The 25989-nt window shown below is 58.2% G+C and carries 22 protein-coding genes and 1 pseudogene; 13 read left to right on the top strand and 10 right to left on the bottom strand.

Annotated elements, in window-relative coordinates; genetic code table 11:
* The first annotated feature begins 96 nt into the window (after nucleotides 1-96).
* Both GPM19_RS02625 and GPM19_RS02620 read left to right on the top strand, forming a co-directional pair.
* Nucleotides 97-999, top strand: a complete 903-nt coding sequence (locus GPM19_RS02625) for a LysR family transcriptional regulator (protein ID WP_160417341.1) — start codon at nucleotides 97-99, stop codon at nucleotides 997-999.
* Between the two features lie 94 nt (nucleotides 1000-1093).
* On the top strand, nucleotides 1094-2104 hold the full coding sequence (locus GPM19_RS02620; RefSeq protein ID WP_160417340.1) for a glutathione S-transferase family protein: 1011 nt from the start codon (nucleotides 1094-1096) through the stop codon (nucleotides 2102-2104).
* Nucleotides 2105-2198: 94 nt separating this feature from the next.
* Here GPM19_RS02620 and GPM19_RS02615 read toward each other — a convergent pair whose 3' ends face one another.
* Together GPM19_RS02615 and GPM19_RS02610 are read right to left on the bottom strand one after the other, a co-directional pair.
* Nucleotides 2199-2699 carry a PRC-barrel domain-containing protein gene (locus GPM19_RS02615; protein WP_160417339.1) on the bottom strand — a complete coding sequence of 167 codons (501 nt, stop codon included), beginning with the start codon at nucleotides 2697-2699 and terminating at the stop codon, nucleotides 2199-2201.
* A gap of 1 nt (nucleotide 2700) precedes the next feature.
* Nucleotides 2701-2910, bottom strand: coding sequence for a CsbD family protein (locus GPM19_RS02610; protein WP_160417338.1), 210 nt, complete (start codon nucleotides 2908-2910; stop codon nucleotides 2701-2703).
* Nucleotides 2911-3428: 518 nt separating this feature from the next.
* Here GPM19_RS02610 and GPM19_RS02605 point away from each other — a divergent pair.
* Nucleotides 3429-5141, top strand: coding sequence for a DEAD/DEAH box helicase (locus GPM19_RS02605; RefSeq protein WP_160417337.1), 1713 nt, complete (start codon nucleotides 3429-3431; stop codon nucleotides 5139-5141).
* Nucleotides 5142-5268: 127 nt separating this feature from the next.
* On the opposite strand, the gene GPM19_RS02600 is transcribed toward GPM19_RS02605, so the two are convergent.
* Nucleotides 5269-5988, bottom strand: coding sequence for a glutamine amidotransferase (locus tag GPM19_RS02600; RefSeq protein ID WP_160417336.1), 720 nt, complete (start codon nucleotides 5986-5988; stop codon nucleotides 5269-5271).
* A gap of 201 nt (nucleotides 5989-6189) precedes the next feature.
* Here GPM19_RS02600 and nfi point away from each other — a divergent pair, with 201 nt between their 5' ends.
* Nucleotides 6190-6879, top strand: a complete 690-nt coding sequence (nfi, locus tag GPM19_RS02595) for a deoxyribonuclease V (protein ID WP_160417630.1) — start codon at nucleotides 6190-6192, stop codon at nucleotides 6877-6879.
* A gap of 11 nt (nucleotides 6880-6890) precedes the next feature.
* Here the strand turns inward: nfi and GPM19_RS02590 are convergent, their stop codons facing one another.
* A complete protein-coding gene (locus tag GPM19_RS02590; RefSeq protein ID WP_160417335.1) occupies nucleotides 6891-7565 on the bottom strand; it encodes a gamma-glutamyl-gamma-aminobutyrate hydrolase family protein in 675 nt (224 codons plus the stop codon).
* A 7-nt stretch (nucleotides 7566-7572) separates the two neighbouring features.
* Nucleotides 7573-8580, bottom strand: a complete 1008-nt coding sequence (locus tag GPM19_RS02585; protein ID WP_160417334.1) for an amidoligase family protein — start codon at nucleotides 8578-8580, stop codon at nucleotides 7573-7575.
* A 225-nt stretch (nucleotides 8581-8805) separates the two neighbouring features.
* On the opposite strand from GPM19_RS02585, the gene GPM19_RS02580 reads away from it, so the two are divergent.
* The 3 genes from GPM19_RS02580 to GPM19_RS02570 all read left to right on the top strand — a co-directional run bounded on the left by GPM19_RS02580 (nucleotide 8806) and on the right by GPM19_RS02570 (nucleotide 13636).
* On the top strand, nucleotides 8806-11175 hold the full coding sequence (locus tag GPM19_RS02580; protein ID WP_160417629.1) for a mechanosensitive ion channel domain-containing protein: 2370 nt from the start codon (nucleotides 8806-8808) through the stop codon (nucleotides 11173-11175).
* A gap of 183 nt (nucleotides 11176-11358) precedes the next feature.
* Entirely contained in the window at nucleotides 11359-12789 is a 1431-nt protein-coding gene (locus tag GPM19_RS02575; RefSeq protein ID WP_160417333.1) for a hypothetical protein, read from the top strand.
* A gap of 154 nt (nucleotides 12790-12943) precedes the next feature.
* On the top strand, nucleotides 12944-13636 hold the full coding sequence (locus GPM19_RS02570) for a CBS domain-containing protein (protein WP_160417332.1): 693 nt from the start codon (nucleotides 12944-12946) through the stop codon (nucleotides 13634-13636).
* Nucleotides 13637-13728: 92 nt separating this feature from the next.
* On the opposite strand, the gene GPM19_RS02565 is transcribed toward GPM19_RS02570, so the two are convergent.
* Nucleotides 13729-14859, bottom strand: a complete 1131-nt coding sequence (locus GPM19_RS02565; protein WP_160417331.1) for an aminotransferase class V-fold PLP-dependent enzyme — start codon at nucleotides 14857-14859, stop codon at nucleotides 13729-13731.
* Nucleotides 14860-14976: 117 nt separating this feature from the next.
* Entirely contained in the window at nucleotides 14977-17190 is a 2214-nt protein-coding gene (pta, locus tag GPM19_RS02560) for a phosphate acetyltransferase (RefSeq protein ID WP_160417330.1), read from the bottom strand.
* Nucleotides 17191-17417: 227 nt separating this feature from the next.
* On the opposite strand from pta, the gene GPM19_RS02555 reads away from it, so the two are divergent.
* Entirely contained in the window at nucleotides 17418-17918 is a 501-nt protein-coding gene (locus GPM19_RS02555) for a porin family protein (RefSeq protein ID WP_160417329.1), read from the top strand.
* A 115-nt stretch (nucleotides 17919-18033) separates the two neighbouring features.
* Here the strand turns inward: GPM19_RS02555 and GPM19_RS02550 are convergent, their stop codons facing one another.
* Both GPM19_RS02550 and GPM19_RS02545 read right to left on the bottom strand, forming a co-directional pair.
* Nucleotides 18034-18642, bottom strand: coding sequence for a YceI family protein (locus GPM19_RS02550; protein WP_160417328.1), 609 nt, complete (start codon nucleotides 18640-18642; stop codon nucleotides 18034-18036).
* 2 nt (nucleotides 18643-18644) lie between these two features.
* Nucleotides 18645-19334, bottom strand: coding sequence for a CDP-alcohol phosphatidyltransferase family protein (locus tag GPM19_RS02545; protein WP_227842104.1), 690 nt, complete (start codon nucleotides 19332-19334; stop codon nucleotides 18645-18647).
* 300 nt (nucleotides 19335-19634) lie between these two features.
* Here GPM19_RS02545 and GPM19_RS02540 point away from each other — a divergent pair, with 300 nt between their 5' ends.
* The 4 genes and pseudogenes from GPM19_RS02540 to GPM19_RS15350 all read left to right on the top strand — a co-directional run.
* Complete coding sequence (locus tag GPM19_RS02540; RefSeq protein ID WP_160417326.1) at nucleotides 19635-20645, top strand: zinc-dependent alcohol dehydrogenase; 1011 nt, start codon at nucleotides 19635-19637, stop codon at nucleotides 20643-20645.
* A gap of 20 nt (nucleotides 20646-20665) precedes the next feature.
* The gene (locus GPM19_RS02535; RefSeq protein WP_160417325.1) at nucleotides 20666-21073 is read left to right on the top strand and encodes a 6-pyruvoyl trahydropterin synthase family protein; all 408 of its coding nucleotides are present in this window, start codon (nucleotides 20666-20668) and stop codon (nucleotides 21071-21073) included.
* Nucleotides 21061-22983 carry a glycosyltransferase gene (locus GPM19_RS02530; RefSeq protein WP_160417324.1) on the top strand — a complete coding sequence of 641 codons (1923 nt, stop codon included), beginning with the start codon at nucleotides 21061-21063 and terminating at the stop codon, nucleotides 22981-22983. Before GPM19_RS02535 ends, GPM19_RS02530 begins: the two co-directional genes overlap by 13 nt.
* Nucleotides 22984-22985: 2 nt before the next feature.
* Nucleotides 22986-23837 (top strand): annotated as a pseudogene (locus GPM19_RS15350) (lysylphosphatidylglycerol synthase transmembrane domain-containing protein); the annotation flags it as partial.
* A 60-nt stretch (nucleotides 23838-23897) separates the two neighbouring features.
* Here GPM19_RS15350 and GPM19_RS02525 read toward each other — a convergent pair.
* Nucleotides 23898-24716 carry a RibD family protein gene (locus GPM19_RS02525; RefSeq protein WP_202114677.1) on the bottom strand — a complete coding sequence of 273 codons (819 nt, stop codon included), beginning with the start codon at nucleotides 24714-24716 and terminating at the stop codon, nucleotides 23898-23900.
* A 126-nt stretch (nucleotides 24717-24842) separates the two neighbouring features.
* On the opposite strand from GPM19_RS02525, the gene GPM19_RS02520 reads away from it, so the two are divergent.
* A complete protein-coding gene (locus GPM19_RS02520) occupies nucleotides 24843-25949 on the top strand; it encodes a GTP cyclohydrolase II (RefSeq protein WP_160417323.1) in 1107 nt (368 codons plus the stop codon).
* Nucleotides 25950-25989: the final 40 nt, after the last annotated feature.

Here is a 25989-nt window from a genome sequence, read left to right as displayed (position 1 = left end):
CGGTTACAGCGTTCAGCTGTGATTTAATGGCATTCTAGTGAGATTTTTTCGAATATTAAGCGGATTGTTTCGCTGTTTTGCATCGAGGAAATCGAAATGTCTCGGGTAACGCTTGCGCAGTGGCAGATGTTGGCCGCTGTGGTTGACTATGGAGGCTTTGCACGTGCTGCCGAAGCCGTGCATAAAAGTCCCTCCACGCTGAATCACGCGGTTCATAAGCTTGAAGAGCAGTTGGGCGTGCAGGTATTGGAGCCCATCGGCCGTCAGGTGCGTTTGACGGAAGCTGGTGAGTTGCTTTTGCGCCGAGCACGCCAATTGATCGAAAGTGCCGCCTCGCTTGAAGATGTGGCAACGCGATTAGCGGCAGGGCTCGAAGCGGAAGTGGTCGTGGCCATTGATCAGATATTTCCCGCCGCCGCACAAGCCAAGGCGTTGGAGAGCTTTTCGGCAACTTACCCGCAGGTTCGTGTCCAGTTGCATGAAAGCGTGCTTAATGGCGGCATTGAAATGCTTTATGACGGCCGAGCCGATCTAGTGGTGACAGGCATCGAGGCGCAGGGATTTCTCGGCATACCCATGGTCACGGTTCGTTTTGTGGCCGTGGCGCATCCGAACCATCCTCTGCACCGTTTGGGTCGAGCGCTGGACCTGCGTGATTTGACTCAGCATCGCCAGCTGGTGGTGCGCGATTCCGCGTTACGCCAGTCTGCCAGTGCCGGTTGGCTGAAAGCCGAGCAACGCTGGACGGTGAGCCACCTGGATACCTCCATGGACATGCTCAAGCGTGGCCTGGGGTTTGCCTGGATGCCGGAAACACGTATTGGAGAGGCCTTGGCTTCCGGCCTGTTAAAACCCTTGCCCCTGGCCGCCGGTGGTATCCGGGAAGTGCCTATGCAGTTGATCTTTCGCGATCGCGACAGAGCAGGCCCGGCAGCACATGCCATGGCCGAAGCACTGAGACGGGCGGTGGTCGAGTGCCAGCCACATGGTTCGATGTGATCGAATGAATGGGCGCAAAACCTCCACTTGAGCCGGGCACACTTGGGCGTATGCTGAAAAGAGACGCAAACAAACCCTTTTCAGGAGACATTCAATGGGACGCTTGGTTAATGGGGTGTGGCACGATCAGTGGTACGACACCAAAAAGCATGGTGGCGAGTTTGTGCGTGAATCGGCACAACTGCGCGATTGGGTCAGCGACGAAGCGCGCAGTGAAGAAGGCGAGCGCAAGGTGCTTCCGGCCGAGGCAAACCGCTATCACCTCTATGTTTCATTGGCCTGCCCATGGGCACATCGCACCTTGATCATGCGTCGCCTCAAGGGGCTCGATTCGCTGATAGACACATCGCATGTCAGTCCTCTGATGCTGGAACATGGATGGACCTACAATACCCGGGAGGGGGCTAGTGGCGACCCTGTCAATCAGGTGGAGTATCACCACCAGCTGTATACCATGACGGACCCTCATTATACTGGCCGAGTGACCGTGCCGGTATTATGGGACAAGAAGCGCAATACCATCGTCAATAATGAATCCGCCGACCTGCTGCGTATCTTCAACGATGCCTTTGACGATCTCAGCGGTAATGACCTGGATTTTTATCCGCTCGATCTGCGTGAGACGATCGATGAAGTGAACGCCGATGTCTACGACCATATCAACAACGGGGTCTATAAATCCGGCTTTGCCACCGAGCAAGATGTTTACGAAAAACACGTCAAGGCGTTGTTTGAAGCACTGGAGAGGATGGAAGCCCGCCTGAGCCGACAGCGTTACCTGGCCGGAGAGTGGTTTACCGAAGCGGACATTCGGCTCTTCACCACGCTCGTCCGTTTCGATGCGGTATATTACGGCCATTTCAAATGTAATCTGAAACGTATCGAAGATTTCCCGAACTTGTCGAATTACGTTCGCGAGCTATACCAGTGGCCGGGTGTGGCGGAAACCGTGGATATGGATCACATCAAGCGCCATTATTATTACAGCCATGACACTATCAATCCCACCCGGATCGTACCGGCCGGTCCGATACTGGCCCTGGAACGTCCCCATGACCGCGAACGGTTAGTCGGGCGAGGCGTGCGTAAAAAGAAGCTCGGCTGAAAAGAGTGGTTGAGATGAAAATAGCGGCGAACCTTGGTTCGCCGCTATTTTCCTTTAGAAGGGATATTAACGTTTTTAACTTTAATTAGTTCGTTCAGTTATTTTCTATGGCCTCACGTGTGCGCTGCCAAGCACTTTCCACATCCTGGCGAGTGTTCTGCCAGGCCTCTCTAGTGTTCTGTTTGGCCTGTTCCCACCAGTCGCGATCATAGGTAGGGAAATTTTCCACTTCTTCGGAAGATGCATCGATAAGTATCCGGTGCTCGGTATCGCCGTCTCCCTCGGTGCTCGTTTCCAGCTTGAAATACTCCGGCTCGATGACGATTTCACGCCCACCGAGCCCGAGAATGTCGCCGCTTTCAATTACAAGCGCACTGATGCTCATTGCGTCATCGAACAGAATGTCTTCCACTTCACCGATTTCTTCATCAACATTGTGAGCAAAAAAGACATCGGCATCCAGAATATCTTCTGCCGAATACAGGCCTTGGGGATTCTGAGAGCCGTGTGGTTGAGCGTCATCGGATGCATGCGTTCCCAATGCGTAACCGCTGGCAATTGCCGCAACTGCTAAAGTGAGTGTCGCCTTGCGCATTTCATGTTTCCTTATCAAGGTCTTTCGCCCATTCGTCGGCCTGCTTGTCAGCTTCCTCACGTGCTAAGCCGTATTTTTGCTGAAGCTTACCTACCAACTGTTCACGTTTACCATCAATCTGATCCAAGTCATCGTCCGTCAGCTCTCCCCAACTGGCACGGGCCTTACCTTTGAGTTCCGTCCACTTGCCTTCCACTTGATCCCAGTTCATTGCGTGCCTCCTTGGACTGACGAAACATCTTGCGACTGTTTTTGATAGATATTTTCAGGCTAGTTGAAATTCCAACAGACGCAAGCGTGGTAGTTCTCATCTTTCTTCAGGAGAAACAAGGAAAAAATTGGCCAGGCGGCGATGATAATGGTAGGATGCGCATTCCTCGCATGTGTTGACCCCTCCATCACGACGATACAAGCCTTTGCCTGCATGGCAAGCTTGCGCGAACATCAAGCCGTTTGCTGATGTTCATTGCTGTGAAGATGGCGCGCCTCCAGCATTTCACCACCCGGGTGAAATCGGCGCAGTAAGGTCGCCACAGTGTTCTGGTGAAATAGCCGGTTGGCTACCCAGAACAAATGCTAGGCGCGACCGGTGTCCCCGACTCAATTTGATGCCGCCCTCAAGAGGGCATTCGTATTATGCCGATTGGAATCCAATCGTTGACAGAGTCAGGGACGCTTTAGATGTTATTTGCCGGTAAAAAAACCGGTCTACCAAGGTGTGATTAATTAATGACCACGACTTCTGTTACCTCGCCGAGCTTCGGCGACCTCTCCTTGTTGCCTGCCGTCCTGTCCGCTGTTGAAGCACAGGGCTATGAAACGCCGTCGCCGATTCAGGCGCAAACCATCCCTGCGCTGCTCGAAGGCCGCGATATGCTGGGCCAGGCCCAGACCGGTACCGGCAAAACCGCTGCTTTTGCATTGCCGTTGCTGTCGCGTCTCGACATTCAGCGTCGCCAGCCCCAGGTGCTCGTACTGGCACCTACTCGCGAGCTGGCCCAGCAAGTTGCCATGTCGTTCAGCAAGTACGGCCAGAACATGAAAGGCCTGGAAGTGGCGACACTATGTGGCGGCCAGGAATATCGCGAACAGCTGGGCGCGCTCAAGCGTGGCGCACAAGTCGTGGTCGGCACGCCGGGTCGAGTGATCGACCACCTGGATCGCGGTAGCCTCAAGCTCGACGGCCTCTCAGCCCTGGTGCTGGATGAAGCCGACGAAATGCTGCGCATGGGCTTTATCGATGACGTCAAGCGTGTGGTTGCCGACACCCCCAAGGATGCCCAGCGTGTGTTCTTCTCGGCGACTCTGCCGACTGAAATCGAGCGCATCGTCAACCGTTATCTGGTCGACCCGGTCAAGGTTGCAATTGCCTCCGCCGTGGGTACCGCCGCAAGCATCGAACAGCGTCTGGTGCGCGTCGATGGCGGCGCCAAGCTGGAAGCATTGGCCCGTATCCTCGAAGTCGAGCCCGTCGACGGTGCCATCGTCTTCGTGCGGACCCGGGCTGCCTGTACCACCCTGATGGAACAGTTGTCCGCTCGCGGTCTGAGCGTGGCCAGCCTTTCGGGTGACCTGGATCAAAGCCTGCGCGAGCGCACCATTACTCGCCTGAAGCGTGGCAAGGTCGATATTCTGATCGCCACCGACGTGGCGGCGCGTGGTCTGGATGTGTCGCGTCTTACCCACATCATCAACTATGACTTGCCCCAGGATAGCGAAGCCTATACACACCGTATCGGCCGCACCGGCCGTGCCGGTCGCACCGGGGTGGCGATTACCTTCGTCGGTTTCCGCGAAGGCCGCAAAGTGGGCTGGATCGAACAAGCTACCGGCCAGAAACTGAGCGAAATGGCCGTCCCGGATGAAGCGGCTATCCGTGCTCACCGTGACGAGATTTTCCATCAGCGGGTTATCGCCTCCTTGACCAAAGGTGCCGATGAGCAACGTGCGTTGATTGAGCGCCTGGTGGAAGAGGGTCATGACCCGATCGAGCTGGCGTGCTCTTTCTCGGCCATGGCGCGTGCTGACGAAGCACCGATCGGTCGTCTGCAGGCGCCGCGTAAAGAGAAAGAGAAAGAGCGTGGTGCTACCACGCGTGATGCCAAGCCACGTCGTGACCGCAATGCCGGGCCTAGCGAAGGCATGACCCGCTATCGCGTGTCCGTCGGCCATCAGGACGGCGTGAAACCCGGCCAGTTGGTAGGGGCGCTGGCCAACGAAGGCGGTATTGAAGGTGCGCGTATCGGTCGTATCGATATTCGTAACGCCTTCTCCGTGGTCGAGCTGCCCAATGGCTTGCCGCCCAGTATTCTGGTCAAGATGGCACGCGCCCGTGTAGCCGGTCGTCAACTGGAAATCAGCGAAGACAGCGGTGCTCCCGAGCGTGCGCCGCGTCGTCGCCAAGAAGATGATGCGCCGATTAGTCGCCGCGAACGCGCCTGATCCAGGCCGGGCATAAGCCCGGCAATTAAACAAGCCTCCGCACCGAAAATTTCGGTTGCGGAGGCTTTTGCGTCAGGGGTGAGCTCAGCATGAATGGGTGTCGGCCTGCCTGTTCAGGGTGCTGGCGTTAACCCAATAGCGAAACAAACCGTGGGAGCAAGGCGGTGGCTTCCGGAGTGGGTCTGACGGCATCCATCAACACCTGCGGGTCTTCGCCTTGTTCACGCAAGGCGCTACGTTGGCGTTCCAGGTAAGCATGCATCACCGGTACGGTGAACTCAGGGTGAAATTGTACGCTCCACTGGTGCGGACCATAACGCAGCGCTTGGTAGGGGTCATGCTTGTTTCCAGCGAGTATTCGAGTATTTTCAGGCGGCCTCAATACCGATTGAGCGTGGGTCAGATGTGCGTGAAACTGCTGGGGCAATTCACCCAACAAGGGGTCGCCTTGTGCGTATTCATTGAGCGTCACCTGGCGTGTGCCGGATTCGCGCCCGGCTGGATGATAATCACTGACCCCGCCGAATGCCGATGCCATCAGTTGATGGCCGTAACATACCCCGAGCATGGGGATATCACGTTCAAGTGCCTCGACAAGCCAAGGCTTGAGCGCTTCACTCCAGGGCTCGGCCGCACTTACCATGCTATGTGAGCCGGTAATCACGATCCCTGCGAGCGAAGAAAGTTCAGGTAGCGGGCTTTCGCGTGGGGCGTCGAACACCTGAAGTGTCAAGCCGGGTGGCAGGGCGGTTTCCAGCTGTCGCTGGAATAGCGCCTCGAAGTTGCCGTGAGCATCGATGACTTCGGGAAAGGCATTGCCGGTCTTGACGATGAGAAGTTGCGCCATGTAAGCGACTCCAGCAGACAGAAAGGGATTTTCGACTGGCTATTCGTAAAGCGGAAAAATAGCCTACCATGAGGATTCCCTAAACAGCAGGACAACCAAATGAGTGTGTGTTGCGTGAAGCAGCCGAACGCGCTCAGGAGCTGGAAAACCCATGGGAATGGTGAAGCGTTGTGAAGTCGCTTCTTCAGGAGAACTGCGATGATTTCGCAACCGCTGCATGACTGGAATCTGGACCCGAAGGCGGCCATCGCCCTGCAGCGGCGCCTGGCCTCGTGTGTGGAGCTGGAGGATCGCCTGGCGCCGGTGCGCCATCTTGCCGGGGTGGATATCGGCTTCGAGGCTGGTGGCGAGGTCACCCGGGCAGCCGTGGTGGTGCTCGAGTGGCCATCTCTTGGTGTGGTGGAAGAGGTGGTGCACCGCGAGCCGACCCGCATGCCCTACATTCCGGGGCTGCTTTCCTTCCGCGAGTTGCCCGCGGCCCTTGCCGCCTTCGGCAAACTTAGTATCCGGCCGGAGCTTGTCATGGTCGACGGCCAGGGCATTGCCCATCCGCGGCGTCTGGGTGTGGCCAGCCATCTGGGCCTGTGGCTCGACCTGCCCAGCATCGGTGTGGCCAAGTCGCGGCTTTGCGGTCGCCACGGCGAGCCAGGACCCGAGCGCGGCGACTGGGTGCCGCTTCTCGACGGCCGGGGAGAGCAGCAGGAAACCATCGGCGTGGTACTGCGCTCACGCCAAGGCGTGAAACCGATCTTTGTCTCGCCGGGCCATCGCATCAGCCTTCCCACGGCGCTTGACTGGGTGATTCAGTGCTTGGGGCGCACCAAACTGCCCGAGCCCACGCGGCTTGCCGATCGCCTGGCATCGCGGCGCATCGCTTCACATCACAGCTAGTGACGTGCTTGCTAGTCGTGTTGCACCCGCCGGGCGGCCTTGACCAGGGCGCGAATCAGGCGCTGCTGGGGGCGGTTGAAAATCAGCCATTCGGGGTGCCACTGCACGCCGATCAGAAAGTCATGCTCGGTTGACTCGATTCCCTGGACCAGGCCGTTGCGGTCGCGGGCGACGATCCTGATGCCGGGACCAGTCTTCTGCACCGCCTGATGATGAAGGCTGTTGATGCGACACCAGCTGACTCGCAGAATGCGGTAAAGCTGGCTGTCGCCGACGATGTCCACCGTCTTGCGCGGTAGCACGGTACGCCGTTGCTTGAGTCCTTCATGAGTGGTGTAGATATCCGGATCCAGGGTGCCACCCAGGTGGACGTTGATCAGCTGGGCACCGCGGCAGATGCCGAGCACCGGTGTGCCCTTGGGAATGAAGGTTTCGAGCAATTGCAGCTCGAGCTTGTCGCGCTGGGGATCGACCCGTACGTCCAATTGCACTTCGCCGCCATAGAGGTGTGCTTCGATATCGTCGCCACCCCCGATGATCAGCCCATCCAGAGTATCCGGCAGGGCACGCGAAGGCGATAAGCGCAGAGGGCGCCCGCCATGACGCCAGACGGCGAACCAGTCAAACCACCAGGCAAGGCGACTCTTGGCATCCGAGGTGGTGATGCCGATCAAGGGGCGTGACATAGGCGTATTATCCCTCTCTCAGCCAGTGACGGATTTTTTCCAGCCAGCGTGTCACTGGTGAGCGGGCATGGTCGGCCACGTATTCTTTGCAACGCGCCATGAGCACGTCGCGCCGTGCAGCGAGTTTCTCGACTTCCACCCAGCGATTCCATTCCACGACTGCACCCCAGCCAGGTTGTGAAAGTTGCGCATTGGGCAGGCGGTAATGAAAGGTGGGGCGCGGTTTGACCAATTTATTCTGCATCAACTCGTGAGGGTGCTCCGGGCGTAGGTAGGCAAACAGGGGGAACATGTCCAGTTCGCGGTTGCGTGTGGGGTTGTAGGCGATGTAATCCTCGATCAGGGTATCGAGATCCGGTGTATAAGAGCTATTCAATACTTTCAGCGCGTATTCCTTGGGAAAGGGGTTAGCGTGAGGCAGCACTTCTCGGGTGATATCTACCTTGATTTCTTCACGTAACCAGACCGCCATCAGTAAATAGGCGCGCAACTGAGCCAGAATATCATCCACCTCCAGACTGGCCACTTCCGGGTTCAAATGCAGGCCGAATCCATAGAGTAGGCTGGCATCCGTGCCCTTGGCGCCGTGTTCACGCAAGGCATCGAATAAGCTGTCGAGCTCCTCCAGTTCGTTCCAGGGAACAGGCGGGCAGACGATTTCCGTGGGCACCAGACCCGAGACCATGTCGCCGATAAGCTCACGGGTCTTTTGGTGAAACTCGATCCGCATCTGGTGACGCTGACGTTCCCACTCGCTATCTTGATGGGGGCTTTCTTCAAGCACCGCCGTGTCCGGGTGCGCGTACTGGGTATCCAGTTCGATACCGAACTTGCCCCAGCGCGTGCCGTCCACGTTAAGGCGGTGAGGGCTGATGACGTTGAGCTCGCCACCAAAGAGGTCGCGTATAATCAATGCGGTGTCCCGGGGCGGCAAACCGGCAAATTCAATTTCCACCCCGATATGTCGTGGCAGGCCTTCAAAATTATCCCGTTCGGGTGGTGCTTGCAACGTCATCTCGGCATCCTGTGAGGTGAACGAATATCACCTTAAGTCTATCATACCCCCGGTTGGTCTTAGCCACAGGCCGCCACCCTTGCCAGCCAGGAGAAGCAGGTGCGACAGCACAAGGTAATACAGCAGCCAAGAAAGACGATGTTATTCGAGGCGATGTTATTCAAGATCATGTTATTGAAAACAGAATTAATCAAGACGGGGCTCAAGGCAAGCGTAGCCAAGATAATGCTAGGGCTGTTTATCTTCACGGCACTGATGGTGGCGCCGGTACAGGCGCAGACATTGAGCCTGCCGGGGATGAATGGAAACCAGGAAAACACACAAGCGGATAGCGAATCATTTCAACGCTCGTTGGATAACATCATCACCACCTTGGAAGATAGCGAGCGTCGCAATGAGCTGCTGGAGTCACTGCGTGACTTGCAGATGGCCCATGAAGCCGGCGAGGAATCCGGTGCGCGCCAGGGCCTACTGGGTGCGCTGGCGGACACCTTGACTGACTTGGGGGAGCAGGCGGAGGCCGACACATCACCCATTAACGAATGGTCGCGCCAGCTATCCCAAGGGGCGGAAGACCTGCGTAACCTGATGGAAAGTGCCGATGCCAGTGAAGCCATTCGTGTCAGCGCCAGCGGGGCAATTCTGGGGCTGGTCTGGGTTGGCTCGCTAGTGATGCTGATTGCTCTTGGGCGCTTGGTGGCCAGGCGTCGACAGTGGCCGCTGGATCTGCCACGTGATCCCCCGGCCTGGCTGCTGGCGGTGCATTTTCTGCGACGCATGCTGCCTTGGGCACTCGCTTTCGTGTTGGTGCTGGGCGTATCCCAGCTGTTGGCTTATAGCCCAGGGCGCGTGCTGGTACTGGTGTTGGCCTATGTATGCCTATTCGGGCGGGCGTTGTCGGTGGTGTTTGAAACCGTCATTGCGGTGTTCAGTCGTGGGCACCGGTTTACCGCCGTGCAGCTTCTACAGCGACGCGCGCTGCGTTGGTTATTCGTCATCGGCGCCTTGATTGCGCTGGGCGATGCGGTCAATTCCAGCCGCCTTGTAGACATGCTGGGGGAAGAGCTTTCAAGCCTGGTATCGGTCTTGGCAAACATGCTGGCGGCACTGATCAGTGCGCGCTTCATCCTCAAGTTCAAGCGCCCGATTCGCCATTTGATCTGTAACCGTTCTTATCCTCAGCGGCGTGATGCGGGAACCGTGGTTGAATTGGTCCGGGTACTGGGTGCGCTCTGGCATGTGCCAGCATTGCTGGTGGTCGGCGGCTCGTTGTTGGCAATTTTCATTACCGTGGGAGGGGTAGGTACTGCACTGGCACGCTCGATCATATCGGCTGGCTTGCTGGTACTGACGCTGGTGGTCACAGGACTGCTGCGTCGCCATGCCGAGCGTATGGGCAAGCGTCGCCATCATCATCGGCGTAGCCAGTATCGTAAACGACTGGAACGCTTCGGTTATGTATTGGGGCATATCTGCGCCTGGGGGATCTTTGCCGAGCTCTCTGTCCAGGTATGGGGTGGTTCGTTGTGGGGATGGGGGCAGCAAGGCATGGCCAGTGCGCGTATCGGCCAGGCGATTGCGAGTCTCGGGCTTACGCTACTACTGGCTTGGTTGATCTGGATTTTTGCCGATACCGCGATTCAGCGTGCCCTGACCTCATCGGCGCGCTCGCGGGGGCGGCGTGTCAACCAGGCACGAGCCCAAACGATTACCCCAATGATCCGTAATGTGATCTTCGTCACCATTCTGATCATTACCGCCATTGTGGGGCTGGCAAACCTGGGGGTAAATGTGACCCCGCTGTTGGCAGGTGCCGGTGTCATCGGTCTGGCGCTGGGTTTTGGTGCCCAGACCTTGGTGCAGGATTTGATCACCGGTATTTTCATTCTGATCGAAGATTCGCTGGCGGTGGATGATTTCGTGCAGATCAACAGCCACACGGGGACGGTGGAAGGACTGACTCTGCGTACCGTGCGCCTGCGTGACCTGGATGGGGTAGTGCATATCATCACCTTCAGCCGGATTGAGTCAATCCACAACATGTCGCGCCAGTTCGGCATCGCCCTGATGCGGATTCGTGTGCCGCATGCCATGCCGATCGACGATGCCATGCACTTGATGCAGGAAACCGCGATGGAGCTGCGCAAGGATCCCATGATGCGTCACCACATCTGGTCACCGCTGGAACCCCAGGGGATTGATCGTTTTGATGAAGGTGGGGCTATCTTGCGGATGCGCTTTCGTACCGCGCCGGAAATGCAGTGGGACGTGGCGCGCGCCTTCAACCTGTTGCTCAAGCAACGTATGGAAGAGCAGGGGCTGGATATGGCGATGCCGCGCATGAGCATCAGTGTGGAAGGCAAAACCGGCGAGCTGGAAGACAAGGCCAGCGACTCATTGGAACCCAAAACCGAGCATGATAGTCGACGGGTTCACCCCGCCGCTCCCCAGGAGGCGCCTCGGCCGACGGAGGCAGAGTACGCCAAAGGTGATGAATACAAGCAAGCAGGGTTACGGCGTTCCCAGGCTCATGCCCAGGGCGACCCCGACAGTCAGGCCTATGCTTCCACCGGTGGCGAGCAAGGTGATAAGTAACTCAAATATTCATAGGCCTGTTTGATGTGTTGAAAATGGACGAAGGCTTGGGCGGCTAGCTGTTTCTCGTCACGTTTTAATGAACATGGCGGGAAATGGTCGCTCTGGATCAGTATGACAACCTCGGTACCATATCCATATGGTATAACCTTAAGGCATCCAGTAGAGCAGGAGTTTGTTCGGGTGATCAGCGTAGAACGCAAAAACAGCTTTCAGCTGCGGATATCCCGTACGCTTCAGGAGGAAACTTCTCATCATCTGGACGTGTATTTGTTTGTTCCCAGCGAACTGGGGCTGAGTACGCAAGTCATCTCCGAAGAAGCGCTCTACCACAGCGGTGTGCATGTCGCGCGGACCTATTACAGTGATGAGCATCACCTGCCATTGGTATATAGCCGGCTGTCCAGCCGCAATCGCCTAGGCACGGAACATTACCGGCTTAACTTGAGCCTGTATGCCTATCAATACGTCGTGGCCATGGAACGCAGTACCCAGGCGATGCTGGAAAACGTTCGTATTCTGCGCAAGGCGTGGCGTGATGAAGAACTGCACAAGAGCGACCCGACACAGCAGCGACTCGGCCCCGAACTGGAAGCTCAATTGACCGAGGTCAGCGAGCTGAGTGAAGGCATCCTCAAGCGTCTGAGACGTAACCGGCCCAAGGACGAAGCGCTGCACAAGTACTTTGCCAATATCGACAACTACCTGTCCTGGTTTACCGAACAACAACTGCTGGCCCTAGTGGCGCATTTACCTCGAGGAAATGAATTTTCCGAGGTTCGTCGGCATTACGTTGACCTGTGTCGATATGAAAGTGACTACCGCCAGCAGCAACAGTACAACGCCGAACGCGTCAACCGGGATCCGACGCGCATGTCCAACAAGATGCGCCTGCTGCGCCGCCTGATTGAATATCCGATCACCCTGAAGCAGCGTACCCAGGAACTCGGGGGAGGAGAGCAAAGAGCGGTCAAGGGCTTGGCCACGGCGGTGGTGATGGTTTTTGTCTCGCTGGGTCTTTTATACCTGCGTAACTACATGGGCGACGTGACAGCCTTGCTGGTGCTGGCCATTGCACTGCTGTATGCCATGCGGGAAGTCTTCAAGGATGATTTACGCAATACCTTGTGGCGCCTGTTGCGCAAGGGGCGTCCCAAGTGGCGGCGCCACTATTTCGATGCCACGCACAATGTATTGGTGGGGCGCCAGTTGGAATGGTTCGATTACACGCGCTTTGCCTCGCTCGACGAGGATATTCAGCGCGTGCGAAAACGCAAGGTGGCACAACGAGAAGAGGTCATCGTTCACTATCGATCAAGCTCACGGATGTCGCCGACCCGCTTTCTCAGCGGTTATCAGCATACCCGCGAAACTCTGTCGCTGGATATTGGCATGCTGACGCGTTTGATGGGCAAGGAAAAACACTATATCTATCGGCTCAAGGATGGCCAGGCAGTGCGTGAAAGCGTTGAGCGTCGCCATCTGTTCAATCTGGTGGTGAAGGAAAGTGGCAGTGGTTCGTCACCGTTGTTGGCGCGTTGGAAGGTGGTGGTAAGCCGTTCGGGTATCGTGGTGGTGGAGAAGGTCCATGAAGAAGGCGGTAATGCTTACTGAGCTGTATCAAGTAAGTCATTGCCCCGAGGCGTGGAAGATCGCGGCATGTCGCATTCCAAACTAGAATTACAAGAGAGTGTTCTCGCCACGCCAGGGAGGCCCAAGCCACTGCAAGTCATTGAAAGCCAATGCAAGCCAGGAACGAGGTAATATCATGCAAGCAAACGATGTCATGACCCAGAATGTGATCACGGTAGAACCGGATACTCAAGTACGCGAAATCGCCAGACTGTTGATGGAAAACCGAATCAGTGCAGTGCCGGTGGTCAATGCCGAAGGCAAGGTGCTGGGTATCGTCAGTGAAGGGGACTTGATGCGTCGGGTGGAAAACGGCACCGATCAACGCAAATCCTGGTGGCTGAAATCAATTTTTACCGGGGCCAACGACGCCGGATCCTACGTCAAGTCTCATGGGCGCAAGGCGAGTGAGATTATGACCCCGAAGCCATTGACCATCGAGGAGAGCATGCCGCTGGAAGATGTGGCCCGGTTGCTCGAAAAGCATCACATCAAGCGTGTACCGGTGGTGCGTAATGACAAACTGGTGGGAATCGTGAGTCGTGCCAATCTATTGCAGGGGCTGGCGTCGACCAGTACCCAGCCTTCCGAGGCGCCGGCGGATGATCGCGCCATCCGTGACGCCATCATGAAGGAGATCGAAGACAATGCCGGGGTGCGCATCGGCGGCATCAACGTTCTGGTGGAAAACGGCAACGTGGAACTTTGGGGATTGGTCGATGCCCCGGAGCAGCGCACTGCGGCAGAGGTAGCCGCCGAAAATACCAACGGAGTGAAGAAAGTAGAAAATAACCTGGGCTTGGCTCCCAGAGGCGTCGGCGGTTATTGAGCCACCACTTTTTAGCCGCCAAACCCAAGACCGCTGGGCGAATGCCCAGCGGTGTATCCCATCGATTCGTGTCTTGTAGACCGTTTCCGGAATCAGGCCGTTGTGGCTTGAATGATGGCGGCTTCCAGAGTCTTCACGCTGCGCTGGGTATGGTGAAGCTTTTCCAGGCCGAACAACCCGATACGAAAGGTCTGAAACCCCTCGCCTTCATCGCACATCAGCGGAACGCCGCCGGCCACCTGCACCCCTGCCTGCGCCAGCTTGGCCACCATGGCCGGGTCTTCGCTATAACAGACCACTACGCCAGGCGCTTCGAAGCCGGGTGCGGCGATACTCTTGAAACCGTGACATTCGAGCATGGCACGGGTGTCGCGGCCCAGACGCTGTTGTTCGAGCTTGACCTTGTCAAAGCCGTAGTCGCGGGTCTCGAACATGATGTCGCGTAGCCGATTCAGGCTGTCGGTGGGCATGGTGGCGTGGTAAGCATGACCGCCGCTTTCATAGGCCTGCATGATGCTGTGCCACTTGCCCAGATCACAGGCGAAACTGCTGCTGATGGTTTCGCCCAGCCGAGCCGTGGCGCGCTCGGAAAGCATGACCATGGCGCAACAGGGCGGGCCGCTCCAGCCCTTCTGCGGTGCGCTAACCACCACATCGATACCCAATGCCTGCATGTCGACCCAAAGCGTGCCGGCGGCAATGGCATCCAGCACGAACAAGCCTCCGACCTCATGCGTCGCCTGAGTGAGCTGCTGAATGTAATCGTCCGGCAACAGCAGACCGGCCGAAGTTTCCACCTGGGGGGCGAAAACCACCGCGGGTTTTTCGGCACGAATCTGGGCCACGGCCTCTTCGATCGGTACCGGCGCAAAAGGGGAGTGCGGGTCGTCAGCGTCCAGGCGCCGAGCCTTGAGAACTGTCTGCTGATGGGTGATGCGTCCCATGTCGAGGATTTGCGTCCAGCGATAGCTGAACCAGCCGTTGCGAATCACCAGGGTCTTCTGGTCGGTAGCGAACTGGCGAGCCACCGCTTCCATGCCGAAGGTGCCACTGCCGGGAACGATCACTGCCGCATGGGCGTGGTAGACCTCTTTCAAGGTGGCGGATATATCCCGCATCACCCCTTGAAACCGCTGAGACATATGATTCAAGGAGCGGTCGGTGTAAACCACGGAATATTCCAGCAACCCATTCGGGTCGACATCGGGTAGCAGGCCAGTCATGCAGCTCTCCTGTGCGACAACCCTCGCCCGTCAGAGCGAGAAGTATGTTGAATACAAGTAACGAGAGCTCAGAGCATAAGTGGGTTTGGCCTGCCAAACCAGCTCTGTCGGGTTAGCTCATTCAGTGGTGGCTGCCTCTCTGTGCCGTGCCACTTCGCTATTCTGGGTGGCCTGAATGACGGTCAAGGCGATGGTATACACGATATCGTCCACCAGAGCCCCGCGTGAAAGATCGTTCACCGGCTTGTTCAAGCCTTGCAGCATGGGACCCACGCTCACCACCTGGGCGCTACGCTGTACGGCCTTGTAAGTGGTATTGCCGGTATTGAGATCGGGAAAGATGAAGACCGTGGCACGTCCGGCCACCGGCGAATCCGGCGCTTTTTGCCGGCCAACGCTTTCGATGGCGGCGGCATCGTACTGCAGCGGGCCGTCAATCAATAATTCCGGGGCGCGCTCTCGGGCCAGTCGGGTGGCCTCGCGGACCTTCTCGACATCCACACCACTGCCTGATGATCCGGTGGAATAACTGATCATCGCCACTCGCGGCTCGATGCCGAAGGCCTGGGCGGAGCGCGCGCTTTGCAGGGCGATTTCCGCCAAGGTGTCGGCATCCGGGTCGGGAATCACCGCGCAGTCGCCATAGACCACGACCTGTTCCGGCAGCAGCATGAAAAAGATTGATGACACATTGCGGTATTCAGGGGCGGTCTTGATCAGCTGAAATGCTGGGCGCACGGTATTGGCGGTGGTATGCACCGCACCGGAGATTAGACCGTCGACTTCATCGAGTTGCAGCATCATGGTGCCGAGCACCACATTGTCGTGAAGCTGGGCCTCTGCGGTAATCTCGTTGAGCTTGCCATGCCGTAATTTCACCATGGGCTTGATATAACGGGTACGGATGCTGTCAGGGTCGATGATTTCCAAATCGTCAGGAAGCGTGAGGCCGCGATTGAGCGCCACATTTTCGATCTCTTCGCGGTCGCCCAGCAGCACACAGTCGGCGATGCCGCGACGCTGACAGAGGATCGCGGCTTCCACGGTGCGCGGTTCGTTACCTTCGGGCAGCACCACCCGTTTCTTGTTTTCCTGCGCCAGCTTGACCAGCTGGTAGCGAAAGGCCGAGGGCGAGAGGCGGCGGGTATAGCCCCGGCTCAGGTTTTCCTTCAGCCATTCCAGGTCGATATGCGCGGCAACGAAACGGGCAATCTTCTCGGCACGCTCCAGGTCATCCATGGGAATTTCGTTGTTCATGCGGCTGAGGTTGGTCGCCGTGGTCAGGCTATCGGTATCCACGGTAAGCACCGGTAGGCCGGTATTGAGTGCCGGACGGCACATTTCGATCATGTTGTCGTTGGGCATGTAGCCGTTGGTCAGCAGTATCCCGGCAAGTCGCGTGCCGTTCATGGTGGCAAGTGCCGTGGCCAGTATCACGTCATCACGATCGCCGGAGGTCACCACTAAGCTTCCAGGCTTGAAGATATGCAAGGCGTTGGCGGCGCTACGCGCGCACAGACTGGTGGAGAGCACGCGTCGACTGACCGCCTCGCCTTCATTCAGCAGACGTGCTTCCAGCGCCCGGGCCACATCCAGCGTGCGGGGAGCGCTCAAAGCCTTGCTATAAGGCACCACGCCGATCAAATGAAAACGCTCGGTGGCCAAGGCCGGCGAGTAGCGTTGCAATTCATCCAGCACCGGTTTCTCCAGCCGGGCATTGGCCGTGCCTGGGGCGGGAGCCAGACTGTCCTCATCATAAGGCAGATTCTTCATTCGCATCAGAATGCAGCCCAAGGTTCGGCTGGAACTGACGCCGCCAAAGCTTCTGGCGTGCATGTCGAGCTGTTCGGCCAGTGCCTGGGGTTCATTCAGGTCACCGGTGCCCACCAGAATGATCCGCGCATTAAGTGCATGCGCCAGTTGGGCATTGGTCTGGGTGGCATAAGTGGTGTGCTGTGTGGGAACGACGCCTTCCACTACCACCAGGTCCAGTGCACTGCCATCGCGATAGGCCTGATGTGTGACCTGGTCGTAAAGCTCGATCACGTTTTCCATCAACTCGTCGAGATGGTTGTCGCGCAGCAGATGCTCCAGGCGAGCTTGGGAGATCGGTGGAGGAGGGCGTTGGTTCAAGGTACGTGACACCAACGCCGTGGAGTGATCCTGGCCCGAGCCGTTGAATTCATCTTGCATGAACGGCTTGAGAAAACCGGCTTTCAGACCGATGGTGTCCAGCGCCTGGATCAGCCCCAGGCAGGCCGACGTCAAGCCTGCGCCGATGCTAGTGGGTACCAATAGGATGCACTGTGGCTGATCGGATTGGGTAGGCATTATGGCATCTCCAGGAAGGGGTGAAGGACAGCAGCGCATGCGGATCTAACTGCAGTGACTAGGCTGAAGAAACCTACTTTAGTTCAATATATTGCGCTGCGACAAATACGAGCTGCATAAACACCAACACAAGCAAAAAGACAAAAATAGGTTTGCGTGAATCCATGGTATGAACCACATTGAAAGGGAGGTAATAAAACGCCGTTCTTTAACGGAGGTACATAGCTATGAAACCGCTAATTCTCTCTGCAGTCTTGTTAAGCGCGGGGGCTTTCGCTGTATCGGCTCAGGCCCAGCAATGGTCGACATATCCCGAAAGTTACTTGGGTGGCGATGCCATGTGGTGGGAGCTTGACCCGGATGGCGGTGCTTCGTCCTCGGACGACTTCGGCTTGCGCCTACGGGGTGGTGCGCAATTCAATGAGCTCTTCGCTGTAGAAGGGCATTTGGGTACCGGTGGCTCCGATGGTGACGTTAGCCTTGAATACTTGGTAGGCGCCTATGCCAAGGGGATCGTGCCGATTGCCCCGGAACTGCGTGTCTACGGTCTGGTAGGCGTCACCGAGGTGGATTTCGACGTCGAAAGTGAAAGTGACTTTTCCTACGGTTTGGGTGGCGAATTCGACATGACGCCGAACCTCTCGTTGGGGGCGGATTACATGCGTTATCTGGATAAATCCGATTACACTTTCGACGCCGCCAGCGTGGGGCTGCGCTTGCGTTTTTGATTGGCACATCCCCTCATGCCTGTGGCATATCGCGCTCCGTCTTGTATCTTGGCGGAGCGTTTTTGTTGGTTTCGTTATAAAAATGCTGACAAGCTTACCGTGAATACCGGCACCGCTATTGTCGTAATGCCTCGAACTCAAAGATCAGTTCGATTTCATCAGCGACCATCTCCTCTTCCAGTGCATAACGCATATCCCAGCGGCTACGTTCGATCGTGGTACGTGCGGAAATTCCCAGCGTGTATTCACCATGTCCGAAAGGATATTCCGCTGCCTTGTTGAGTGTGACGTCAAGTGTCACGGGATGCGTTTCGCCGAGCAGGGTGAGCTCTCCTTCAAGTAGGCCCTGATTGTCGCTTTGTGCGGTGAAACGCGTGGCTTCGAAGACAATCGCTGGGTGGCGCCTGCTATGCAGGAAATCATCGCTTCGCAGATGCTTGTCACGTTCTTCGTGATTGGTAAAAACGCTGTCGGCCGCGATTGTCACTTGCGCCGAATGAAGCGTCTGGCTTTGTTCGTCGTAAATGAATTCGCCTTCAGCCTTCAGAAACATGCCAAGGACCTTGGCGTAGCCGACATGCTTGGCCAGAAAACCGACCGAGAAGTGCTCCGGGTCGATAGCGAATGTTTCCGGTGCCGCCTGAACTGATGGTGCACTAAACGCAATGCTGGCAGCCAACAGGGTTGCCGGGGAGCGTTTCAGGACGTTATGGAACAATGTCATGGTCAGGTACCTGCAAGAGAGGAAGGTGCATGCCGATATAGCCAGCGTACATCGAGTGCAAACGAGACCGTCAAGGCTACCAATGCCGAACTTACAAGGCCCAAGGCAATACCGGAGGGTATGAAAGGAAGTAGCGCCAGCAATAACGCCACTATCTGCCAGACACAGATGACCTTGCGTCGCACATTTTCGGGTAACGGGGCTTTCAGCCATGGCCATACATGGCCGCTTAACACAAAAATATAGCGCATGATGCCGATCAACAGCACCCAGGCACTGATGATATCGGCAATCATCAGCCCCAGACAGAGCATCAATATGAAGAAGGCATCCAGTTCCATGTCGAAACGTGCGCCCAACTCGCTTTGGCAGTTCTGGCGTCTAGCGGCCCAGCCGTCCAGGCCATCTAGCAACAGCGCCAGGGTCGCCATGCCCAGCCAGGTGAAGCGTCGAGCTTCGAAGGAGTCGGGCGTGAAAAGGGCGGCTGTGAGTAGCAGTATCAGGATGCCCCGCAACAACGTGATGCGATTGGCCCAGCCAAGCGCACCCTGTCGCCAATGGTGCAATAGCCAGCCTGCGAGTATGGCGTACAGCAGCGTAGCCCCGAGGGTTTGCGCCAGTGTCAGGGAAAGTGGATAAGGCAATGCCGCCAGCAACCAGAGGGCAGCTACTCCCAAGACTAGCTCGCCCAACGTGCGCTCAATACGGCGGCCTGAAAATGGGCCTAATGGGTCTGCATCGGAGGAAAAAAGGGCCATGGCATTACCCGCTGGGGAAGATTACGTTCAACATAGCTCAAATAAATTGATGCATAAATATTTTTATGTACCATCCTTGTAGAAGTGTTAACGTCGACCGAACACTTGGCTAAAGCAATGCGATTGAGCTGATCATTGTGAATCAAGGCGTATTTTGTTAACTATCTTTTAAAGCATGTTTCATGAAACGAGTTTTATAAAGCGCATTTTTCTCTTTCGGTTAAGGATTGCATTATGGCTGCGGCGGCTGCTGAAGATTCCCTCATTAAGGCCAAGGCCTTCTGGATGAGTGCCAAGGAGAATGGTGAACTACGTGAATCACGCCTGGAGTGGCCGCCTCACGCCTCGCAGCCACCCATGGTATTGGTCAAGGCGCTTTACAGCGGTATTAGCCGAGGTACTGAGTCCTTGGTATGGCACGGTCGGGTACCCCCGTCGGAATACCAGCGAATGCGTGCGCCCTTTCAGCAAGGCGAATTTCCGGCGCCGGTGAAGTACGGCTATGCAAGCGTCGGCCAGGTGGAGGAGGGCCCTGAAGAGCTTCTCGGTCAGACGGTTTTCTGTTTGTTTCCCCATCAGGAGCGTTACGTGGTGCCTGTGGATGCCTTGATGCCGCTTCCGGCAATGCTTCCCCCGGAACGGGCGGTGCTGGCCGCCAATATGGAAACCGCGATCAACGGTGTTTGGGATGCCGCTCCCAGCGTCGGCGACCGCATCGCTGTGGTCGGCGCAGGCGTGGTAGGGAGCTTGGTGGCTTGGTTGTGCCAGGCGATTCCCGGCACTCAGGTCAGCTTGATCGATATCAACCCTCAACGCGAAGCCTTGGCCCGCGAGTTGGGCGTTGCCTTTGCCATGCCTGGACAGGCCCCCAGCGAATGCGATTGCGTAATTCATGCCAGCGGCAACCCCGAGGGGTTGCGCCAGGCCCTGACACTTGCCGGGCCCGAGGCAAGCGTTATCGAAATGAGTTGGTACGGCGAACGTGAGGTCACGCTCTCCTTGGGGGAAGCCTTTCATTCCCGGCGATTGACCTTGCGTTCCAGCCAGGTGGGAAAGCTACCCGCTCAGCGTCAGCCCCGCTGGGGCTATCGGCGCCGCCTTGAGCTTGCCTTGTACCTGTTGCAAGACCCCTGTCTGGACGCCCTGATCAGCGGCGAAAGCGATTTTTCCGAATTACCCCGTCGCATGGCGACAATTCTGGCGCCAGGCAGTACCGAACTTTGCCATCGTGTGCGCTATCTCTAACCCCAAGGAGTCCGTCCTCTATGTATCGTCTCTGCGTTCGCGATCACCTCATGATCGCCCACAGCTTTACCGGCGAAGCCTTCGGCCCCGCCCAACGCCTGCATGGCGCCACCTATGTGGTGGATGTGTGCTTTCAGCGTGCTGAGCTGGATACCGATGGGCTGGTGGTGGATATCGGGCTGGCAAGCGAGCGGCTCAAACAGCTGTTGGCGCCCTACAACTACTGCAACCTGGATGAGGTGGAGTCGCTCAAGGGCCATAACACCACCACTGAATTCATGGCCAAGGTGATTTTCGATGCCTTGGCGGGCGCCATCGAGCAAGGTGAACTAGGAGAAGCAGCGCGGGGTATCCAACGTATCGAGGTGACCTTGCATGAATCGCACATCGCCTGGGCGAGCTATGAGGGCGAGCTGTGCAGCGCCTAACATTAGTCGTGGCAGGTGACCCTGGGCAACGCACCGGCGGCTACCTCTATGACGCCCGGGTAGTGAATGAACTGCGCGCCCAAGGCTGGCAGGTAAGCGTGCAGGGGCTTGAAGGCCGTTTTCCCGATGCCGATGCCATCGCCGAGCATGAGCTCGACCAGGCATTGGGTAGCCTGCCCGACCAGGCGCGGGTAGTGCTCGACGGCCTGGCCATGGGCGCCTTGCCCGAAGTGGTGGCGCGCCATGCCCGCCGCCTGGATATCACCGCCCTAGTGCACCACCCACTCTGCGATGAAAGCGGCCTGAACGAGACGCAGAGGCAGCGCTTCAAGGCGCTGGAACTCAAGGGGCTCTCCTGGGTGAAGCGCATCATCGTTACCAGTGCCTTTACCGCCAGACGCCTGGAACAACTCGCCGCAACGCTGCCAGCCATCGAATTGGCGCCGCGGCATGTGGTGGAACCGGGGGTGGAGGGAGCGCCGCTGAATGCTTTTGATCCACAAAACCCCACTCCGAGGTTGCTGTGCGTGGCCACTCTGACCGAACGCAAGGGCCATGACATTCTGGTGGCTGCGCTGGCTTCGTTACGCGATCTCGATTGGCGATGTGACTGTATCGGTAGCCTGGATCGTGACCCGGCGCAGGTGGCGCGGGTACAGCAACTGATCCAGCAGAATGGCCTGCAAGACCGGGTTCAGCTGCGCGGTGAGTGCAGCGCAAATGAACTGAATGCCGCCTACGCCGCCAGCGATCTGTTTGTGCTGCCTTCCTGGTATGAAGGTTACGGCATGGTGGTCACCGAGGCGCTATCCCGGGGCATCGCCGTGGTGACCACCCAGGGGGGCGCCCTGGCCGATACCCTGCCGCAGGGCGCGGGGTGGTGCCTGCCCCCCGGCGATATAGATGCTTTTAGCCAAGCGCTGCGCCGTTGGTGCGAGTCGCCAAGGCTGCGCCAGACACTGCGCGATGGTGCGGTTCAGGCGCGGGAAACATTGAACGATTGGCCGACGGCGGGCCGAAAATTCACTCAGGCGTTGGCGGCTTCTCTGCCTGATGGCGGTCATTTCAACGCCGACTGGCTAAGCCTGCGCGAAACTCTGGACGGCAAATCACGCAGCCATCGCCTCACCGGCTTGGCACATGACTGGCTCGAGCGCCGCCCGGGCACCAAGCGAATTCTGGACTTGGGCAGCGGTGCGGGCAGTAATCCACGGTTTCTCGCTCCGCGCTTGCCCGGCCCCCAGCATTGGCGCCTGGTGGACCACGACCCTGGGTTGCTGCAGCAGGCAAGCGCCCCGCAAGCATCGATTCGGGATGCCGCTTCTCGACCCGTCATGCTGACGCCCCAGCGTCGCCACTTGGCCCCGGTGGATGCCGACTTGATGGATGGCGTGGATCTGGTCACCGCTTCGGCACTGTGCGATCTGGTTTCAATGCAGTGGGCGAAATCTTTGGTAGAGGCGTGCCGTCAGCGCCAACAGGCCCTGTTGCTTACCTTGAGTGTCAGCGGCGACTGGCACTTCTTGAACCATGGCGGGGAGGCTATTTCCGATGCGGAGGACGCCATGGTGCTAGGGTTATTCCAGGCGCATCAATCTCGCGACAAGGGGCTGGGAGCCGCCCTGGGAGGGCGCGCGCCCAAGCTTCTGGTTGAATGCCTGCAACAGGCCGGTTACCGCGTGGAACAGGCATCGTCACCCTGGAACCTGGCCGCCGGAGACCGGCACTTTCTGCCGCTGGCGCGGGCCTTGGTGGAAGGCTGGCATGAGGCCACACTGGCTCAGGCGCCCCATCGAAAAGACATGTTGAAGGCTTGGCGTGATCAGCGCCTGGCGGCACTCGACAACGGCGAGGTGGGCATCTACGTGGGTCATGTGGATATATTCGCCAGCCCCGAGGGTGAGCTTTGAGCATGTCGGGATCATTCTGGCGGCCCGTTGCGAGCTTGATCGTGCTTGCGGGGCTTTTTCTGTGGGTATCACCCCAGCAGGTATTTCAGGAAATACGCGGGCTGGCGCCGGCCTGGGTAATCTTGGCGTTAGCGCTCAGTGGTGGGCAAGTGGCGCTCAGTGCCTGGCGCTGGTGGCTGACCGCCCGCTGTCTGAAGGTGCCGCTGGGTTATGCCCATGCGCTAAAAGAGTACTACCTTGGCCTGTTGGTCAATCAATTGTTACCCGGCGGTGTTGTGGGCGATGCCAGCCGTGCCTGGCGCCATGCGCAACATAGCCGGGCGCGTGGCAGCGCCTGGCGAGCGGTGATCATCGAGCGCACCTCGGGGCAGATGGCGGTGGTTATCTTGACCTTGGCAGCCTTGCTAGCGTCACCGGTATGGCATGCGGTGCTGGGGTCGGTGGGGCTTGTGGTCTTGCTCGCCCTGAGCGCTTTGCTGATAGTGGCGCTACGCTGGGGGTTACGTAAAAGCCAGCTCTCGCCGCATGGCGGGCCGCGCTGGTGGCAAGCATTGCGTCAAGATATCCAGAATGGACTGTTACGTCCGGGTATATGGCCACAACAGCTGGGGGCTTCGTTGCTGGTGGTCTTCAGTTATGGCTTGGTGATGCTGTGTGCCGCCCGGGCGATCGGTGCGGACATTTCCAGCACCACCCTGCTGGCGCTGACGCCACCGCTTTTGCTGGCGATGCTGATCCCCTTTTCGATTGCCGGCTGGGGGCTGCGGGAAGGTGCCGCCGCCGGGGTCTGGGCGTTGGTGGGGCTGCCCCCGGCCCAGGGAGTAGCGATTTCGCTGGCCTATGGCGTGCTGGTATTGCTGGCCAGCTTGCCGGGTGTGTGTTTTATGCTCCGGCACCCACACCGCCCGGTGGGCTCACCCGGAGGCCAGAAGCGTCACATCGAACAAGGTGTCGTCACCGCAGGCGAAACAACGCACCGGGGGACGCAGGGCGGCGTGCAGCGTCTCGATAGGTGGCAGGGTAAGCCCCGGGCGTCCCGAGCCGATCAGCAGCGGTGCGACCAGCAAATGCAGATGGTGAATCACGCCGGCCTGGATGAAGCGCGAAACGGTAACGCCGCCGCCTTCGATCAAGACGCGTTTCAGCCCGTGTGCGGCCAAGGCATCGAGCACGGCCTGCGGCTGGAAGTGGCCCTGGGAATCCAGCGCCAGACGCTGTCGGGTGACATGCCCGGCGGCGTGGGTGTCCAGGCTGACGTTGTCACCGATCATGTGCAGCGTAGTCGTGGGGCCATTTTGCAATATTCCGAGTTGCTGCGGAGCGCGGCCACGGGGGTCGAGAATGACGCGAACAGGACTTTCGCCCTCGACGTGCCGCACGCTGAGTTGAGGGTTGTCGGCACTGGCGGTACCCACGCCGATGACCACGGCATCCACCAGCGCCCGCAAGCGGTGCAGGTGCACCAGGCTTTGTGGGCCGTTGATGTAGTGCGAATGGCCGCTTTGCGTGGCGATGCGCCCATCCAGACTTTGCCCCAGCTGCGCGAGTGCCAGCCGCTTTGTGGTTTCGACCAGTGGCGCCAGGCATTCAAGCAGAGAAATCGCTTCCTGGGAAAGGGGAGCGGGTCCATGCCACTCGCCCGATACGGTGCGGGTCAATGCAAACGGCGGTGGCTGGCGACGATGCCGCGCGAGCAGCCAGTGCCAGGCTTGGGTCGGTGAAATTTCATCCATAGTCAATAGTGTATCTTCAGTGGGTGGCGTGTCTTGGTGAAGAACCATTGGCCGCATCATGCGGGGCAGTGGCAAGGAGCACAAGCCCCATCCATCGACGCCATCATCACCGCTTGGGAGGTGTTTATGCACCAGGTTGAACGTGCCATTTTCGATATTCGTCGAGGTTTGCCGGTGGTGTTGCAGTCCGGCGATGAACTGCTGCTGGTCCAGGCGCTGGAAGGCAATCATTCGGTACGTACATTGAGCGCCTTGGCAAAAGCCTCTCCGGCGCTGGTGATGACTCGCCATCGCCTAGCCGCCCTGGGAGTCAGCCTGGACGCTGAGGCGGGTCGCCTGCCGCTGCACGATGAACTGAGCGAAGCGGAACTCTCAATGTTGTCGGTGGCGCCTCTCGCTGAACACTCGCCCGCCAAGCCATGCCTGAACGGCCTGGAGGCCGCGAACGCAGCAGAACAGGCGGCGTTGACCTTGATGCGCCGCGCCTTGCTGGTACCGGCGGCCTTGTGCGCAAGAATTGACCGCCAGCAGCACGACGCTATCGTCGAACAGATACACCAAGGCAGCTTGCTCAGGATGTCGCTGGAAGCCGCTCAGGCGTGCTTGCATGGAGCGCCGGGGATGCTCAAACGTGTCAGTGAAGCGCGTATCCCACTTGCCGAGGCCGCCGAGGCGCGTTTCGTGCTGTTTCGCGAGCCCGATGGCATGCGCGAGCATGTGGCGGTGATCATCGGTGAACTCGATATTGAACGTGCCGTTCCGCTGCGGCTGCATTCGGCGTGCCTGACCGGCGATCTGTTCGGCAGTTTGCGCTGCGACTGCGGCGAGCAGTTACGCAACGCCGTGGCGGACATTGATGCCATGGGCGGCGGCGTGCTGCTGTATCTCGCCCAGGAAGGCCGCGGGATCGGCCTGGCCAACAAGCTGCGTGCCTACACGCTTCAAGACAGCGGGCTGGATACCCTGGATGCCGACCAGGTGCTGGGGTTCGGCGAGGATGAGCGCCAGTACAGCGTGGCGGTGGATATGCTCAATGCCTTGGATATTTCCCGAGTACAACTTTTGACCAACAATCCCACGAAAATCTCGGCGCTAACCCAGGGCGGCATAGAGGTGGTGTCGCGTCAGGCGCTGTACGGTAGCCTGACCGACCATAACCACCGTTATCTGAGCGCCAAGGCTGAACGTGCCGGGCATTTGCTGGATGCCATTCTGGGCGAGTCGCCGCGTTGAGCCCCTTGTTTTTGATGCTGACTGCTTCGAAGCCGACTGC

It is taken from the genome of Vreelandella zhuhanensis, from assembly GCF_009793355.1.
In the GTDB taxonomy this organism is placed as follows: domain Bacteria; phylum Pseudomonadota; class Gammaproteobacteria; order Pseudomonadales; family Halomonadaceae; genus Vreelandella; species Vreelandella zhuhanensis.
Note: the sequence above shows the minus strand (reverse complement) of the source record. Positions and strands in the feature narration are given on the sequence as shown.

Coding starts and splice junctions, on each gene's coding strand:
- GPM19_RS02625 (WP_160417341.1), top strand. CDS start 97: ATGTCTCGGGTAACGCTTGCGCAGTGGCAGATGTTGGCCGCTGTGGTT.
- GPM19_RS02620 (WP_160417340.1), top strand. CDS start 1,094: ATGGGACGCTTGGTTAATGGGGTGTGGCACGATCAGTGGTACGACACC.
- GPM19_RS02615 (WP_160417339.1), bottom strand. CDS start 2,699: ATGCGCAAGGCGACACTCACTTTAGCAGTTGCGGCAATTGCCAGCGGT.
- GPM19_RS02610 (WP_160417338.1), bottom strand. CDS start 2,910: ATGAACTGGGATCAAGTGGAAGGCAAGTGGACGGAACTCAAAGGTAAG.
- GPM19_RS02605 (WP_160417337.1), top strand. CDS start 3,429: ATGACCACGACTTCTGTTACCTCGCCGAGCTTCGGCGACCTCTCCTTG.
- GPM19_RS02600 (WP_160417336.1), bottom strand. CDS start 5,988: ATGGCGCAACTTCTCATCGTCAAGACCGGCAATGCCTTTCCCGAAGTC.
- GPM19_RS02590 (WP_160417335.1), bottom strand. CDS start 7,565: ATGTCACGCCCCTTGATCGGCATCACCACCTCGGATGCCAAGAGTCGC.
- GPM19_RS02585 (WP_160417334.1), bottom strand. CDS start 8,580: ATGACGTTGCAAGCACCACCCGAACGGGATAATTTTGAAGGCCTGCCA.
- GPM19_RS02580 (WP_160417629.1), top strand. CDS start 8,806: ATGCTAGGGCTGTTTATCTTCACGGCACTGATGGTGGCGCCGGTACAG.
- GPM19_RS02570 (WP_160417332.1), top strand. CDS start 12,944: ATGCAAGCAAACGATGTCATGACCCAGAATGTGATCACGGTAGAACCG.
- GPM19_RS02565 (WP_160417331.1), bottom strand. CDS start 14,859: ATGACTGGCCTGCTACCCGATGTCGACCCGAATGGGTTGCTGGAATAT.
- pta (WP_160417330.1), bottom strand. CDS start 17,190: ATGCCTACCCAATCCGATCAGCCACAGTGCATCCTATTGGTACCCACT.
- GPM19_RS02555 (WP_160417329.1), top strand. CDS start 17,418: ATGAAACCGCTAATTCTCTCTGCAGTCTTGTTAAGCGCGGGGGCTTTC.
- GPM19_RS02550 (WP_160417328.1), bottom strand. CDS start 18,642: ATGACATTGTTCCATAACGTCCTGAAACGCTCCCCGGCAACCCTGTTG.
- GPM19_RS02540 (WP_160417326.1), top strand. CDS start 19,635: ATGGCTGCGGCGGCTGCTGAAGATTCCCTCATTAAGGCCAAGGCCTTC.
- GPM19_RS02535 (WP_160417325.1), top strand. CDS start 20,666: ATGTATCGTCTCTGCGTTCGCGATCACCTCATGATCGCCCACAGCTTT.
- GPM19_RS02525 (WP_202114677.1), bottom strand. CDS start 24,716: ATGGATGAAATTTCACCGACCCAAGCCTGGCACTGGCTGCTCGCGCGG.
- GPM19_RS02520 (WP_160417323.1), top strand. CDS start 24,843: ATGCACCAGGTTGAACGTGCCATTTTCGATATTCGTCGAGGTTTGCCG.